General features: G+C 70.2%; 13 protein-coding genes and 2 pseudogenes. 7 read left to right on the top strand and 8 right to left on the bottom strand.

The features are described 5' to 3' along the window. Positions 1-189: 189 nt before the first annotated feature. On the bottom strand, positions 190-876 hold the full coding sequence (locus KQY30_RS26140; protein WP_217308937.1) for a class I SAM-dependent methyltransferase: 687 nt from the start codon (positions 874-876) through the stop codon (positions 190-192). A gap of 353 nt (positions 877-1229) precedes the next feature. Here KQY30_RS26140 and KQY30_RS26135 point away from each other — a divergent pair, with 353 nt between their 5' ends. Next, complete coding sequence (locus tag KQY30_RS26135; protein WP_217308936.1) at positions 1230-2408, top strand: Cmx/CmrA family chloramphenicol efflux MFS transporter; 1179 nt, start codon at positions 1230-1232, stop codon at positions 2406-2408. A 78-nt stretch (positions 2409-2486) separates the two neighbouring features. Continuing rightward, positions 2487-3278, top strand: a complete 792-nt coding sequence (locus tag KQY30_RS26130) for a class I SAM-dependent methyltransferase (protein ID WP_217308935.1) — start codon at positions 2487-2489, stop codon at positions 3276-3278. A 56-nt stretch (positions 3279-3334) separates the two neighbouring features. On the opposite strand, the gene KQY30_RS26125 is transcribed toward KQY30_RS26130, so the two are convergent. From KQY30_RS26125 to KQY30_RS26110, 4 genes and pseudogenes are all read right to left on the bottom strand, one after another. Further along, entirely contained in the window at positions 3335-4435 is a 1101-nt protein-coding gene (locus KQY30_RS26125) for a HAMP domain-containing sensor histidine kinase (RefSeq protein ID WP_217308934.1), read from the bottom strand. Then, positions 4428-5186, bottom strand: coding sequence for a response regulator transcription factor (locus KQY30_RS26120; RefSeq protein ID WP_217308933.1), 759 nt, complete (start codon positions 5184-5186; stop codon positions 4428-4430). The genes KQY30_RS26125 and KQY30_RS26120 overlap by 8 nt, the downstream gene beginning before the upstream one ends. Before the next feature lie 124 nt (positions 5187-5310). Beyond that, the gene (locus KQY30_RS26115) at positions 5311-6015 is read right to left on the bottom strand and encodes a VanZ family protein (protein ID WP_217308932.1); all 705 of its coding nucleotides are present in this window, start codon (positions 6013-6015) and stop codon (positions 5311-5313) included. A gap of 378 nt (positions 6016-6393) precedes the next feature. Beyond that, a pseudogene (locus tag KQY30_RS26110) lies at positions 6394-8033 on the bottom strand (alkaline phosphatase). A gap of 168 nt (positions 8034-8201) precedes the next feature. On the opposite strand from KQY30_RS26110, the gene KQY30_RS26105 reads away from it, so the two are divergent. Then, positions 8202-9056: an SDR family oxidoreductase gene (locus KQY30_RS26105; RefSeq protein WP_254407332.1), complete on the top strand. Its 855-nt coding sequence runs from the start codon at positions 8202-8204 to the stop codon at positions 9054-9056. A gap of 100 nt (positions 9057-9156) precedes the next feature. On the opposite strand, the gene KQY30_RS26100 is transcribed toward KQY30_RS26105, so the two are convergent. After that, complete coding sequence (locus tag KQY30_RS26100) at positions 9157-9330, bottom strand: hypothetical protein (protein ID WP_217308931.1); 174 nt, start codon at positions 9328-9330, stop codon at positions 9157-9159. Positions 9331-9412: 82 nt separating this feature from the next. Further along, positions 9413-10075: a hypothetical protein gene (locus tag KQY30_RS26095; protein WP_217308930.1), complete on the bottom strand. Its 663-nt coding sequence runs from the start codon at positions 10073-10075 to the stop codon at positions 9413-9415. Between the two features lie 83 nt (positions 10076-10158). Here KQY30_RS26095 and KQY30_RS26090 point away from each other — a divergent pair, with 83 nt between their 5' ends. The 4 genes from KQY30_RS26090 to KQY30_RS26075 all read left to right on the top strand — a co-directional run bounded on the left by KQY30_RS26090 (position 10159) and on the right by KQY30_RS26075 (position 13128). Beyond that, on the top strand, positions 10159-11097 hold the full coding sequence (locus KQY30_RS26090; RefSeq protein WP_217308929.1) for a PhzF family phenazine biosynthesis protein: 939 nt from the start codon (positions 10159-10161) through the stop codon (positions 11095-11097). Positions 11098-11266: 169 nt separating this feature from the next. After that, positions 11267-12115: a helix-turn-helix transcriptional regulator gene (locus tag KQY30_RS26085; RefSeq protein WP_217308928.1), complete on the top strand. Its 849-nt coding sequence runs from the start codon at positions 11267-11269 to the stop codon at positions 12113-12115. Next, positions 12075-12419: a DUF397 domain-containing protein gene (locus KQY30_RS26080; protein WP_217308927.1), complete on the top strand. Its 345-nt coding sequence runs from the start codon at positions 12075-12077 to the stop codon at positions 12417-12419. The genes KQY30_RS26085 and KQY30_RS26080 overlap by 41 nt, the downstream gene beginning before the upstream one ends. A gap of 136 nt (positions 12420-12555) precedes the next feature. Then, positions 12556-13128 carry a dihydrofolate reductase family protein gene (locus KQY30_RS26075; protein WP_217308926.1) on the top strand — a complete coding sequence of 191 codons (573 nt, stop codon included), beginning with the start codon at positions 12556-12558 and terminating at the stop codon, positions 13126-13128. Positions 13129-13266: 138 nt separating this feature from the next. Here KQY30_RS26075 and KQY30_RS26070 read toward each other — a convergent pair. Then, positions 13267-14261, bottom strand: a pseudogene (locus tag KQY30_RS26070) (aldo/keto reductase). Positions 14262-14463: the final 202 nt, after the last annotated feature.

Below are 14463 nucleotides of genomic sequence, written 5' to 3'. Positions count from 1 at the left end.
CCTTCACGATCGGCAGATCCGCATCAGCCGGGTCGTATCTGCTGGTCCTGTCCCGGCCAACGGATCTGGGTGATTACGGGCCCTGAATGGTTCCCCTCATTTTTGAAGTCATATGCGCGCGATCAACGGCCGGCACCGACGCGCGAGGAAGGACCTCAGAGGTCTCCGATCCTTCGGTCCTCCGGGTCCTCAGGGTCCCTCCGGGACTCGCGGCCTGCGCGCGTACAGGAACTGGTGCTCCTCCGCCCCCATGCCGGGGAAGTCGGGATGGAAGACGCTGAGCTGGTTGTGGACGATCTCCAGTCCGGCCCCGCGCAGCAGTTCGGGGTAGACCTCCGCGGGGTAACTGGTGGCGCGGATGGTCTGCCCCATCCACTCGTACGGCGCGTCGTCGACGTCCAGCGGAACGGCGGCGAGGACGAACAGGCCCCCGGGAGCAAGCCAGTCGGCGATCCGGCCGAAGGTGGCGACCAGATCGGCGCGCGGCATCTGGTGCAGCGAGAAGAACGCGGTGATGGCGTCCCAGGCCCCCGGAGTGTCGGGCAGGGCGCGCACGTCCGACAGTTCGAAGCGGGCCGCGGGCACCTGGGCACGGGCCAGGTCAACCATGGTCTGCGAGACGTCGTACCCCGAGACATGGTGCCCGGCCGCCGAGATCCGCTCCGCGGTCGGCCGCCCGGTGCCCGAGCCGATGTCCAGCACCTGTGCGCCTTCGGGCAGTTCGGCCAGCAGCCAGTCGATCGCCGCGAGCTGCTCGGGCAGGTGCGCGTACGTTTTCTCGTACGTCAGCCCCAGAGCGTCGAAGGGCCGGGCGGCCTCCTCCGAGCCGTCGACCTTGCCGCCCGTTACCGGTGCGGCCGGTGGTTCCTCGGTCATCGCGCGAACTCCTGTTCCGCTACAGAGGCATGGCGGTCGCCGCACCCGGGACATCACATTGTGGAATCGCCTCACCACATCTTGTAGTCAATAACGAGCCAGCGGCGCGCCCGACGGGTCCACGCCGGTGAAAGCGAGATGCCCCGGCGGGCGGCGGTCGGGTAGCGTGCGGGCCATGTCGAGTCCCGAATCGGACACGGTGGGGGCTTCCGGTCACGCCGTCAGCCCCCTGAACCACTGAGTTCGTAGCCCTGTCGTCACGCCGCGTTCCGCGGCGGGACGGGGCTGCCCTCGGGGCTGGCCGCGGTGACGAGAAGACCTTCTCGTTCCTCTCCTCACCTCGGAGCCACTCGATGACTCTTCCGCTGTATCTGCTTGCCATGGCGGTCTTCGCCATGGGCACCTCGGAGTTCATGCTCGCCGGCCTGCTGCCGGACATCGCCTCGGATCTCGATGTCACGGTCGGGACCGCGGGCGCGCTCATCTCCGCCTTCGCGATCGGCATGATCGTCGGAGCACCCCTGGTGGCCGCGCTGTCCCGCAACTGGCCCAGGCGCTCCAGCCTTCTGGGGTTCATCCTCGCTTTCGCGGCGGCTCACGCCGTGGGCGCCGTCACCACGAGCTTCCCGGTCCTGTTCACCACGCGGGTCGTCGCCGCGCTCGCCAACTCGGGGTTCCTCGCCGTGGCTCTGACCGCTGCCGCCGCGCTGGTCCCACCCGACAAGAAGGGACGCGCGCTGGCCGTACTGCTCTCGGGCACGACGGTGGCCACGATCGCCGGTGTTCCCGGTGGGTCGGTACTGGGCACGTTGCTCGGCTGGCGGGCCACGTTCTGGGCTGTCGCCGTTCTCTGCCTGCCTGCGGCTCTCGGCATTCTGAGGGCGATGCCGGCGGGGCGTGCGCGGGAAAGGCCGGCCGACGGGCCGGCCTTGCGGACGGAGCTGGCCCAGCTCGCCAGGCCGCGCTTGATCCTGGTGATGCTGCTCGGCGCGCTGGTGAACGCGGCGACGTTCGGGAGCTTCACCTTCCTCGCGCCCGTTGTGACCGGCACCGCCGGCCTGGGCGAGCTGTGGATCTCTGTCGTCCTGGTGCTCTTCGGTGCCGGTTCCTTCACGGGCGTCACCGTGGCCGGCCGGCTGTCCGACCGGCGTCCCGGTCCGGTCATCGCGGTCGGCGGTCCGCTGCTGCTCATCGGCTGGCCGGCCCTGGCGGTACTGGCCGACGAGCCGGTGGCCCTGTTCGCCCTCGTGTTCATGCAGGGCGCGCTGTCGTTCGCGCTGGGCAGCACGCTGATCACCCGCGTCCTGTACGAGGCCGCGGGAGCCCCCACCATGGCCGGCTCGTACGCGACCGCGGCACTCAACGTCGGCGCCGCCGTCGGCCCGCTCATCGCCGCGACCACCCTCGGCACCGCCGCCGGGAACCTGGGGCCGCTGTGGACGAGCGGCCTGCTCGTCGCGGTCACACTGCTCATCGCGTTCCCGCTCCGCACCATGATCGCGGCCGGCCGGAACACCGAGGTGCTCCCGTGAGCCCTCCTCGTCCGTGCCGTCGACCAGTACGAGAGGCGGGGTGGCCGATCCACCGGCAGCGCCGATAGCGTCAATTGCGTGGATCAGGATGAACGGCTGCTGCACGCCTCGTCGTTCGGCGCGGCGGCGGCCTCCTACGCCGAGCACCGTCCGGGCTACGCGCGGGCCGCGGTGCGCTGGGCGCTTGAACCCGCGCCCGGCCCGCGCGTGCTCGACCTCGGCGCCGGAACCGGCAAGCTGACCGCCACCCTGACCGCCACGCTGGCCGCGCTGGGTGGGGAGGTCATCGCGGTCGAGCCCGACCCGGAGATGCTGGCCGAGCTGCGCCGCTCACTGCCTGATGCCCGTGCCCTGCCGGGCGGCGCCGAGGCGATTCCGCTGCCGGACGCTTCTGTCGACGCCGTGCTGGCGGGCAACGCCATGCATTGGTTCGACATGGCCGTCGCGGGACCCGAGATCGCCAGGGTCCTCGCACCCGGTGGCGTCCTGGCCGGCCTGTGGAACGTCATGGACGACGAGGTCGAGTGGGTCGCCGGGCTCGCCCGGGTCGGTGGGAGCGCGGCCGTCGGCCCGCGTGACACGCCTGCCGGCTGGCGCGCCGAGACGGCCGGCATGCACCTTCCGAAGACCGGCGCGCCCGCCCGGTTCGGCTCGCCGGAGCAGGCCGAGTTCCCGCAGGGGCAGCGCCGCACCGCGGACTCGCTCGTCGCGACCATCGCGACGCGCGCGGGGGTGCTGGTCATGCCGGAACAGGAACGAGAAGCCACGCTGGGCCGGATCCGCGCCTTCCTCGCGAGCAGACCGGAGACCGCCCGGGGCGAGTTCACTCTCCCGATGCGGACCGGCGTACTGCGCGTCCGGCGGCTGTGAAGCACCGCGGACACCACGTCGAGCGACCTCGGGGACGATGACCTCGCGGACGATGCCTACGACGTGCCGGGAAGCCGTACCGGTGTACCGGGAAGCCGGACCGTGACGCGGAGACCGCCGGCGGGGCGGGGGACGAGGTCGAGGGTCCCGTCATGGGCGCGGACGATGCTGTGCACGATGGCCAGGCCGAGGCCCACACCGGCGTGCTCGTCGGTGCGTACGCGTTCCGTTCCGCGCCGGAAGGGTTCCGTGAGGGTCGGTACCAGTTCCGGCGGAAGCCGGCGACCCGTGTTCTCGACCCGCAGCACGCTCGCGTCGCCGTGTGCCTCGGTGTGGACCGTCACGGTGCCGTCGGCGGGAAGGTTGTGGACGATGGCGTTCTGGACGAGGTTCGTCACCATCCGCAGCAGAAGCTCCGCGGAGCCGCTGGTCCGGGCCGCCCCGCTGGTGACGTCGAGCGTGATCCGGCGCTGTTCGGCGAGGGTGAGCAGCGTTTCGGCGGCTTCTTCGGCGAGGAGGGAGAGGTCGACGCTCTCGCGCGTGAAGTTTCCGCGGTCGCCGCGGCTGAGCAGCAGGAGGGCTTCGGTCAGGTCGATGGCCCGCTTGTTGACGGCGTCCAGGCGTTCGATGAGTTCGCCCCGGTCCCGCGTGGGGTCCTTGCGGGCGACGTCGAGGAGCGTACGCGAGATCGCCAGCGGGGTGCGCAGTTCGTGGGAGGCGTTCGCGGCGAACCTCCGCTGCTCCGCGACATGGGACTCCAGTTGTTCGAGCATCGAGTCGAACGCGTCGGAGAGTTCACGGAATTCGTCCTGGCGGCCCTTCATGCGGATCCGGTGGGACAGCGATCCGTTCTCGGCCATCCGTGCCGCATCCGTGATCCGTGTGAGCGGCGCCAGCATCCGGCCGGCGAGGATCCATCCGCCCAGAAGGCCGAACACGAGCAGGAAGGCCATGGCCACGGCCGCGGCGGGGGCGAAGGTGTGCACAAGGAGGTAGCGGTTGGGCGAGATCCCGAGCAGGCCCTTGGGGGTGTCGGGTACGTAGCGCAGCAGGAACACCCACACCACGGCCAGCAGGAGAGCGCCGGCGACGGCGAGGAATCCGGCGTAGCTGAGGGTGAGTTTCAGCCGGGCGCTGAGCCGTGGGCGCCTACGCATGCGTACCGCCACGCGTACCGCCGGGGTCGGTGGTGACCCTGCCGGGGGCGATGGTGCCGGTGGTGTCCGTACCGGGGGCGATGGTGTCCGTGCCGTTGTCGATCCGGTAGCCGACGCCGGGCACCGTGGCGATGATCCATGGTTCGCCGAGCCGTTTGCGCAGCGCGGAGACGGTGATGCGCACGGCGTTGGTGAGGGGGTCGGCGTTCTCGTCCCAGGCCCGTTCCAGCAGCTCTTCCGCGCTGACGACCCCGCCCTCCGCGGCGACGAGGACTTCCAGCACGGCGAACTGTTTACGGGTGAGCGCGACGTAGCGTCCGTCGCGGAAAACCTCCCGGCGGAAGGGGTCGAGCCGCAGGCCCGCGATCTCGCGGACCGGGGGCCGGGCGTACGCGCGTCTGCGGTCGAGCGCTCTCAGCCGCAGGACGAGTTCCCGCAGCTCGAACGGTTTGGTCAGGTAGTCGTCGGCGCCGAGCCCGAACCCGGAGGCCTTGTCGTCGATCCGGTCGGCGGCGGTGAGCATGAGGATCGGGATACCGCTGCCGGAGGCGACGATGCGCCGGGCGACCTCGTCACCGGAGGGGCCGGGGATGTCGCGGTCGAGGACCGCGAGGTCGTACGAGTTGACGCTGAGCAGTTCCAGGGCGGAGTCGCCGTCGCCCGCGATGTCGGCGGCGATCGCCTCCAGCCGCAGACCGTCACGGACGGCCTCGGCCAGGTAGGGCTCGTCCTCCACGATCAGTACGCGCATGCCCGAAGCCTAGGCAGCACAACATATCGCCGACGTATGCGAAGACGAGCCGACCTGTGTGAAGGCGACTGTACGAAGACATGCGCGCACCGGAGCGAGGACAACCGCACACCGGACACACGGCTCAGCCTGCCGGTGCCAACGCGGGGTGGGACCGGTCCGACGGCGCTTCCGCCGTAGTGCGCCACCAGCGGCGCGACGCCAGCGCGGCCAGCACGGCACCGGCGGCGTTGACCAGTACGTCGTCCACGGAGGACACCCGGTCCAGCCGCAGGACGTACTGCGCGGTTTCGATCAGGGCCGAACAGCCCGCCCCGAGCGCCAGGATCCGCGGTACGGACGCCAGGGCCGCGAACCGCATCGGGGCGAAGAACCCCAGCGCCGCGAAGATCAGCAGGTTGCCGACGATCCCGCCCGCCCCCATCACGACCAGGTCCCGCAGCGGTACCAGGCTCACCCGGGCGGGCGCGGTGCCTGCCCCGGAGCCCGGCATCATGGTCATCCACACGAACGGCACCGTCCCGTGGACCATGCCCACCTCGGCCAGCGACATCCGCCACGCCGTTGTGACACCGGCGGCACGCCGACGACGCGCCAGCGCCCACACCACCAGCGCGGCCAGCGGCAGTGTGACCAACGTGATGAGCACCACACCGTTGAACGTGTCGAAGCAACCGTGCCACCGCCCGGCCACGCACCGCGGAGCGGCCATCATGAGCGGCCGCCGCACAACGAACAGACCGCCCACCAGTCCGAGGACCGCCAGACCGAGAAGCACACCCCCACGCGCGCGGCGGGACGGTGCTGACAGGGATGCGTTGTGGTTCATGGACCCATTGGAGCCGCAGCCACGTTGCGGCGACGTATGCGTTTTTCGATACACCCGCGATACACGACCCCCGGGTCTTCGTGGATCAGCCCGGGGCGGCTCATCGCGCACGTGGCGGCCCGCGTGGGCGTCGACCACGACACGCCGGTGGCAAGCCTGCCGAAGCAGGACGGGATGCTCACCGAAACCCTGGTCGGCCCCGCCCAGCCGTAGCCGGGCGGGGCCCTCAGTTCATCGCGGCCGTCAACTCACGGCCTCATCGCGGCACAGACACACAGCCGCACGGCCTCATCGCGGCACAGACGCACAACCACACAGACGCACAGCCTCATCGCCGCACAACCGCACAGCCGCACAACCTCAGCGCGCCGCAAAGCCCTACGCCGGCTTCAGGCCCGGCTTCCCCGCTTCCGTTACGAACGACGCCGCCGTCGTGAGCGGTGCGCCCGGTGTCGTCACCGCGTTCACCGTTTTGAAGTCCGCCCGCGCGCGTGCCGCGGACAGCGACACCGTCACGTATCCCCGACGCCCGTTGTAGAACTTCATGTGCGGGTTGGCGGCCATGAACGTCGCCCAGTTGGACGGGCGTTCCGCACCGTCCCTGCCGCTGGAGATCGACGTCGCCACGATCTCCGTGCCCAGCGTCCGCGACGCCGCGTCGTTCCAGTCCTTCTTGATGTCGTACGCGTACCCCGTGTGCACGTCGCCCGTCAGCACCATGAAGTTCTTGATCCCCGCCGCCTCCACCCCCTCAACAGCCGCTCCCGCGACGCCGGATACCCGTCCCACGAGTCCATCGACAGCTTGAAGTCCGGAGTCGTGAGATTGCGCCGCTGCGAGAAGGTCACCTGCTGCGGTACGACGTTCCAGGTCGCCGCCGACTTCTTCCAGCCGTCCAGCAGCCACCGCTCCTGCGCCCCGCCCGTCAGCGTGCGCGACGGGTCCTCCGACTCCGGCCCCGGCGTCTGCCAGCCGTCGCCGTACGCCTGGTCCGAGCGGTACTGCCGGGTGTCCAGGATGTCGAACTGCGCGAGCCGCCCGAACTCCAGCCGCCGGTACAGCCGCATGTCCGCGCCCTGGGGCCGCTGCGGGGCGCGCAGCGGCTGGTTCTCCCAGTACGCGCGGTACGCCGAGGCCCTGCGCAGCAGGAACTCCTCCGGCGGCACATCGTTCTCCGGGGTGTCCCCCGCGTAGTTGTTCTCGGTCTCGTGGTCGTCCCACGTCACCACGAACGGGTGCGCGGCGTGCGCCGCCCGCAGGTCCGCGTCCGACTTGTAGAGGCCGTACCGCAGCCGGTAGTCCTCCAGCGTCGTCGTCTCCCGGTTGAAGTGCGCGGGAAGCTGGATGCCGGTGTAGTTGCGGGAGCCGCCGACCGCGTTCACGGCGTACTCGTACAGATAGTCGCCGAGGTGGAAGACCACATCGAGGTCCTCCTTGGCCAGGTGCCCGTACGCGGTGAAGTACCCGTCGTGGTACGCCTGGCACGACACGGCCGCGAACTTCAGCGAGCCCGGCTTCGCGGAAGGCGCGGGAGCCGTACGCGTACGGCCCACCGGGCTGATCCAACTACCGGCGCGGAAGCGGAAGTAGTACACCCGGCCCGCCGCCAGCCCCGGTACCTCGACATGCACACTGTGGTCGAACTCGGGATGCGCGTCCGCGTTCCCGCTCTTCACGATCTTGGCGAAGCGCGCGTCCTGCGCCACCTCCCACCGTACGGAGACCCTGTTGCGCGGCAGCCCGCTGCCCGGCTCGTACGGCCGGGGCGCCAGCCTGGTCCAGAGCAGTACGGTGTCGGGGCGCGGGTCGCCCGAGGCGACGCCGAGCGTGAAGGGATCCTCGTCGATCTTCCTGCCGTCCAGCTCCGCGGCGCCCGCGACGCCCGCGGCCGGCAGATTGACGGAGAAGGCGAGCGCGGCGGCGGCAGCGGTACCGGTGAGGAACCGGCGCCTGCCGAGATGAGCCGCTGCTGCTCTCAGTTCGGCTGCATGGTCTTTCCGGTGGTGAACGGGTGTCATGTGCCCCTCCCCTGACGGCGGCTGTCACTGACTCACTGGCAATTGCAGTCGGAAGCGGCGGCCCCCTGCTGTCGCGTACACAACATGCGCATGGCGGAGTGATGAGAACCGTGTGCTCACTGTGTTCGCCGCACGCGCCATGTTCATACCTCACGTACGCTCCGCCACATGAACGCCATGCGGAACTTCAACACCATCCGGGGAACGGCGGAATCAGTGAGTGCGGAGGTGGGTACGGCGCCGACCACGTCGGGCTCCTCGGCCCGTACGGTACGGACGGCCGTCGTGACCGGCGCCGGTTCCGGTATCGGCCGGGCGGTCTCGCTCGCGCTCGCCGGCGCGGGCTGGACGGTCGTACTGGCCGGGCGCCGTACGGAAACGCTTACGGAGACGGCGGCGGCGATGAGCGTCGAGGCGCAGGTGCAGGCGCTGCCCGTACGGACGGACGTCTCCCAACCGGACGATGTGACACGCCTGTTCGCGACGGTGAACGAACGGTACGGCCGGCTCGACCTGCTCTTCAACAACGCCGGCACCTTCGGCCCCGGCGGCACCGCGCTCGAAGATCTCCCGCTCTCGGCCTGGCAGAAAGTGGTGGACACGAATCTGACGGGCGCGTTCCTGTGCGCCCAGGCCGCGTTCCGTCTGATGAAGGCTCAGAACCCGCAGGGCGGCCGGATCATCAACAACGGCTCCATCTCCGCCCACACCCCGAGGCCCGACTCGGTCGCCTACACCGCCACCAAGCACGCCCTCACCGGTCTCACCAAGTCCCTCTCCCTGGACGGCCGCCCGTACCGCATCGCCTGCGGCCAGATCGACATCGGCAACGCGGCGACGGACATGACCGCGCGCATGCGGCAGGGCGTGAAGCAGGCGAACGGCGAACTGGCGGTGGAGCCGGTGATGGACGTGGCGGATGTGGCCAGAACGGTGCTGCACATGGCCGAACTCCCACTGGAGGCAAATATCCAGTTCGCGACAGTGCTGGCGACGACCATGCCGTACGTCGGTAGGGGCTGAGCAGCATCAGCATCAGCCCGCCCGGCGCCTGAGGAACAGAGGAACAGAGGAACAGAGGAACACCCGACGCTCACCGCACCACGCGCCGCTCACAGCGGCGCTACGCGGCGGACCGTTCCCCGGTCGCCTGCGGCAGCGGGTGGACCGGGGCCGTCGGGTACGCGACCGGGGCGCCGCCGGCCAGCCGCGACCGGGGCAGCCACATGCTCAGGATCAGGCTCGTACGGTCGAAGACCTTCTCCGCGCCGAGCGCGGCCGGGAGAAAGCGCCCCATGGACACGGTCCGCTCCAGCGCGGTGACAGAACGCGAGGCGACGACGGCCGGCTCGGCGAACGCCGGGTCGGCAACCGCCGGGTCAGTAACCGCCGGGTCGGCGCCGAGCGTGCTCTGAAGTCCGCCCGCGTTCCCACCGCCCGCGTTCCCGCCATCCCCGGCCCCGCCATCCCCGGCCCCACCGGCTGCCGCCCGCGCGGCCACCGTGACCACGCCGAGCTGCCGCTCCTCCGGCTGATATAGCAGCCAGACGCCGGCCAGCCCCTGCCGCCCCGCCTCCTCGCACACCACCGGCCACACCTGTTCCAGCGCCCGGCCCGCCTCCCCCGCCACCGCTGTACGTCCAGCGCTCCAGGCGGTTCGCGAAGTGCGTGGTCGCCAGCGGCGTCAGGTCGTACGCACCCGCCACCCGCCACACATGCCGGTCGACCCCGAGGAAGAACGGCCGGTCCCAGAACGGCACCCCGGGCTCGAACTCCAGCTCCGTCGTGAACCTGTCGTAATCGACCGCGTCGTCCCACGTATCGAAGAGATACCGGCCGCCGACCTGACGGGCGCCCGTGGCCGGGTCAAAGCGCAGCGGCATGTACTTGTGCCGCATGCCGGGGCGGACGTCCATGGTGCGCCGTTCGGTCTCCACCATGTCGACCAGGCGCTGCGTGGAGATGCCGTCGGGGAGGGCGAAGTCCGAGGTGAAGGCCGCCTCAGCCGCGATCGGACCGGTGTCGTAGCCGCGAATGTCCATGATCGATACCTCTGCTCCCGCTCTCCCAGCGTACCCACGCGGGCGCGGGAATGCCCCCGGGCGTCCGGGCCGTTGGCCAAGGCATGAGCCAGCACCCCGCCCCCGCGCCCGGTCCCGTGCCCGCACCCGGTCCCCGTACGGCCCCCGCCGAGGTCCTCCGCTACACCGCCTTCTCGGCCGACCCCGACGGCGGCAACCCAGCCGGTGTCGTCCTCGACGCGTCCGGGCTCGGTGACGACGAGATGCTGGCGATCGCCGCGCGGGTCGGATACAGCGAGACCGCGTTCCTGACCGCGCCGCCGGAGGGGCTCGGCGAACCGGCCCCCGGCCGCGCCTTCACCGTCCGCTACTTCAGCCCCAAGGCCGAGGTCCCCTTCTGCGGGCACGCCACGGTCGCCACCGCCGTCGCCCTGGCCGAGCGCCTGGGTCCGGGCGACCTGGTCTTCGAGACCCGCGCCGGGACGGTACCGGTGACGGTCACTGCCACCGGCGGCGAGGACGGCGCACCGCGCGCCACGCTCACCAGCGTCGTACCGTACGTCGCCGACGTGGACGAGCCCGACGTACGGGAAGCCCTCGCCGCGCTCGGCTGGCCAGCCGGTGATCTCGACCTGGCCCTGCCGCCCCGTATCGCCTTCGCCGGAGCCCGTCACCTTGTCCTGGCCGCAAAAAGCCGGGAACGGCTCGCGGATCTCTCGTACGACTTCCAACAGCTCGAAACCCTCATGCGACGACTGGATCTGACGACCCTTCAGCTTGTCTGGCGCGAGTCGCCGACCGTCTTCCACGTCCGTGACCCGTTCCCGGTGGGCGGCGTGGTCGAGGACCCGGCAACGGGCGCGGCGGCTGCGGCGTTCGGCGCGTACGCCCGTGAACTCGGCCTCGTGGCCGATGAGTCGGTCCTCACCCTGCACCAGGGCGACGACATGGGACGGCCCGGCGTGCTGACGGTGGAGCTACGGGCGGGCGACGCGCGGGTCCGGGTGAGCGGTACGGGCACCCGTATCCCGAACACGGCCTGAGCGCCCGGAAATCACTGAGAGTGAGGCTCAACCTAGTGGAAAGCGACGGTACTTACCGCTCCGGCAGCCAACCGTCGGCCCCGTTGGATGATTAAGCACCCGAAGCGCAATCGAGTGACTACTCTGGGCTACCAATCGCAGAGAACCATTCCTGCCGTTGGAGGCTGCCTTGAAGAACACCCGCGAACTGGACCCGAGCGCTTCTCCCCTCGCCTACTTCGGCAGTGAGCTGCGGCGACTGCGTGAGGCGGCCGGCCTCAACCAGAGGCAGCTCGGCGAGATCATCTTCTGTACGGGCTCACTGGTCGGCCAGGTCGAGACGACGCACAAGCTGCCAACGCGCCAGTTCGCCGAGGCGGTTGACATGGCGCTGGGTACGGGCGGCAGCTTCACGCGGCTGCTGCCGCTGGTGCTGAAGAGCCAACTGCCGTCGTGGTTCCAGCCGTACGCGGACATGGAAGCGAAGGCGACGCACATCAGCACGTTTCAGACGCAGTTGGTGTACGGGCTGCTCCAGACGGAGGAGTACGCACGGGCGGTGCTGGCCACCGACTGGCCGGACAACCTGGAAGACCTGGTCGCGGCTCGAATGAACCGCGCGCAGGTCCTGAAGCGCAAGATTCCGCCACTTATCTGGGTCGTGCTGGACGAGGCGGTGCTGTTGCGGCCGATCGGTGGTCGTAAGGTCATGCGGAACCAACTCGCGCACCTGCTGTCCTTCAAGGACAACGAGTGGGTGCAGATCCAGGTCCTGCCTCTCTCGGCCGGAGAGCACTCGGGGCTGATGGGCTCCTACAACATCCTCCGCTCCGACGATGACCCGGACATCGCCTACAGCGAGGACTACGAGACAGCCCATGCGACGGCCGATCCGCAAGCTGCCAGGGCACGTTCACTCCGTTACCATCACTTGCAGGCTGCCGCCCTCTCCATCAAGGATTCGGCGGCACTGATCGCCCGCGTGATGGAGGAGTGTTATGGGGAGCAACCCGTACCTGACGGGGGCACAGTGGCGTAAGTCGAGCTACAGCGGAAGCACCGGCGGCGACTGCGTCGAATGCGCGCCGCTCGCAGGCGCCGCCTGGCACAAGTCGAGCCACAGCAGCAGCACCGGGGGCGAGTGCGTCGAGTGCACCACGGTCGGCGCCGCCGCCTGGCACAAGTCCACCCACAGCACCGACACCGGCGGCGACTGCGTCGAGGTCGCCGCCTGCACCGCCGCCGTCGCCGTCCGTGACTCGAAGAACCCCGAAGGCCCGGTCTTCACCGTCACCACCGACGCCTTCGCCACCTTCACCACCCACATCCGCGCCTCGGTCTAGAACATGTGTGGGAACGACCGATGAGTTTCTCAGTGATCCACGGTCATAGATGACGGTTGGTGCACCGCGCCCACGCGTGTGGGCGCGGCGCGCGCCGACCGGCTGAGACCCAGACACGATCACCGAGGAACCTTAGATGCGCACTCTGATCAGCACAGCCTTCGTCTCGCTCGACGGCGTCATGGAGGCACCGGGCGGCGAACCCGGCTACCGGAACTCCGGGTGGACCTTCAAGGAGGTCGACTTCCTCCTTGACGCCTACGAAATCAAGGGCCGGGAGCAGCAGGAAGCGGCCGCGATGCTGATGGGCCGCGTCAGCTACGAGGGGTTCAGCCAGGTGTGGCCGGACATGAAGGAATTCCCCGAGTACAACGCGATGCCGAAGTACGTCGTCTCCACCACCCTCACCGACGACAAGCTGGTGTCGAACTGGGGCGAGACCACGATCCTGCGGTCGCTCGACGATGTCGCCGCGCTGAAGGAGACCGAGGGCGGCCCGATCATCATTCACGGCAGCGTCGCTCTGAACCACAGCCTCTCGGACGCCGGCCTGATCGACCGCTATCACCTGCTCGTGTTCCCGCTTCTGCTCGGCGCGGGCAAGCGTCTGTTCAGCGCCACGGACAAGGACACCCAGAAGCTGAAGCTCGTCGAGTACGAGGCGTACGCCAACGGCATCCAGAAGAACGTCTTCGACGTCGTCCGCTGACGGGGCTGCAAGGGCTACAGGCTTCCGCGCGACCGGCTGGTGACGTGACCGGCCGGTCCGTCGGCCGGGGCTCCCCTTGCGAGCCCCGGCCGACGGACCGGTTCGCTCGGCCGACTCGACCTGCCCGGCCCGGCCGGTCTAGTCGGCCGTCAGGGCGGTCCGGATCTCCGCCAACTGCTCGGCGCTGAGCGGTCCGTACGCACGTGCCCCCGCATTCTCCTCGGCCTGGGCGACCGAGCGGAAGCCGGGGATCGGCACCGTCTGCGGGCTGCGCGCCCAGAGCCAGGCGAGCGCGCCCTGCGCGAGGGTGCGGCCGTCGCTGGTCAGGACGGACCGTACGGCGTCCACGCGCGCCGCCCACTCCGGCGCGGGCACCCGCCCTCCCCGAACCACCGCAGCCACGACGGCGGTACGGCCCGGATGTCACCGGTGGTACCCCGGCTGCCGGAGCCGTGCTTGCCGGTGAGCAGGCCCATCGCGAGCGGGCTGCGGTTCACACTCGCCAGTCCCCGGTCCTCGCACAGCGCGAGCATCTCCGGCGCGTCCTCCAGGACGTTGCAGGCGTGCTGCACGGCCACGCAGTGCTCGCCCTCGGCGAAAACGCCGGCCCGCTCGGGGTCGTCGGTGGACCACGCGTACGTACGGATCAGGCCCTCCCGTACGAACTCCTCGCAGGCGTCCCGCAGTTCGGCGCCCGACTCCAACGACGCGTCGGAGATGTGGAGTTGGTAGAGGTCGATGTAGTCGGTGCCGAGGCGGCCGAGGGAGGCGGTGAGGGCCTGCCGGGCATACGCGGGGGTGGCGTCGGAGCCGGCGTGGGTGCGGGTGGACTCGTCGAAGAGGCTGCCCCACTTGGTGGCGATGACGACCTCGTCCCGCCGCCCCCGCAGCGCGCGCCCGAGGACGCGCTCGCTGTGGCCCGCACCGTACACATCGGCGGTGTCGAAGAAGGTGACACCGAGGTCGAGGGCGCGGTGGAGCGCGGCGACGGACTCGTCGTCGTCGACCTTGCCCCAGCCCAGGGGGTTGCCCGCGGCGTCCTGCCACTCGCCCCCGATGGCCCAGCAGCCGAAGCCGAGGGCGCCGACGGTGATACCGCTCTGTCCGAGAGTCCTGCTCTCCAAGGTGGTCATGGGGCGAACGGTAGGAGTTGGAGCACACTCCAAGGCAAGCCAGGGCGGGGCTGGGCTGGGAGCGGGGGTGGGGGCGGCCGGATCGTGGCGGGATCGCCGGTACGGCACGGCGTCGCGGCGATCGGATCCGGCCATTGGTCGGCGAGTTGGGGGCGGCCGGGCAACCCGGCCCAGCGGCTTCCTCTCTCACAGGTCACTCGGA

The sequence above is a fragment of the Streptomyces sp. GMY02 genome (assembly GCF_019056675.1).
GTDB classification, from domain to species: domain Bacteria; phylum Actinomycetota; class Actinomycetes; order Streptomycetales; family Streptomycetaceae; genus Streptomyces; species Streptomyces odonnellii.
This window is presented reverse-complemented; position numbering and strand designations above follow the sequence as displayed.

Bases quoted from the DNA above. Each gene is read 5' to 3' on its own strand.
- KQY30_RS26095 (WP_217308930.1), bottom strand. From the start codon at position 10,075: ATGGACATTCGCGGCTACGACACCGGTCCGATCGCGGCTGAGGCGGCC.
- KQY30_RS26115 (WP_217308932.1), bottom strand. From the start codon at position 6,015: ATGAACCACAACGCATCCCTGTCAGCACCGTCCCGCCGCGCGCGTGGG.
- KQY30_RS26105 (WP_254407332.1), top strand. From the start codon at position 8,202: ATGAACGCCATGCGGAACTTCAACACCATCCGGGGAACGGCGGAATCA.
- KQY30_RS26120 (WP_217308933.1), bottom strand. From the start codon at position 5,186: ATGCGCGTACTGATCGTGGAGGACGAGCCCTACCTGGCCGAGGCCGTC.
- KQY30_RS26140 (WP_217308937.1), bottom strand. From the start codon at position 876: ATGACCGAGGAACCACCGGCCGCACCGGTAACGGGCGGCAAGGTCGAC.
- KQY30_RS26135 (WP_217308936.1), top strand. From the start codon at position 1,230: ATGACTCTTCCGCTGTATCTGCTTGCCATGGCGGTCTTCGCCATGGGC.
- KQY30_RS26090 (WP_217308929.1), top strand. From the start codon at position 10,159: ATGAGCCAGCACCCCGCCCCCGCGCCCGGTCCCGTGCCCGCACCCGGT.
- KQY30_RS26100 (WP_217308931.1), bottom strand. From the start codon at position 9,330: ATGGGGCGCTTTCTCCCGGCCGCGCTCGGCGCGGAGAAGGTCTTCGAC.
- KQY30_RS26075 (WP_217308926.1), top strand. From the start codon at position 12,556: ATGCGCACTCTGATCAGCACAGCCTTCGTCTCGCTCGACGGCGTCATG.
- KQY30_RS26125 (WP_217308934.1), bottom strand. From the start codon at position 4,435: ATGCGTAGGCGCCCACGGCTCAGCGCCCGGCTGAAACTCACCCTCAGC.
- KQY30_RS26080 (WP_217308927.1), top strand. From the start codon at position 12,075: ATGGGGAGCAACCCGTACCTGACGGGGGCACAGTGGCGTAAGTCGAGC.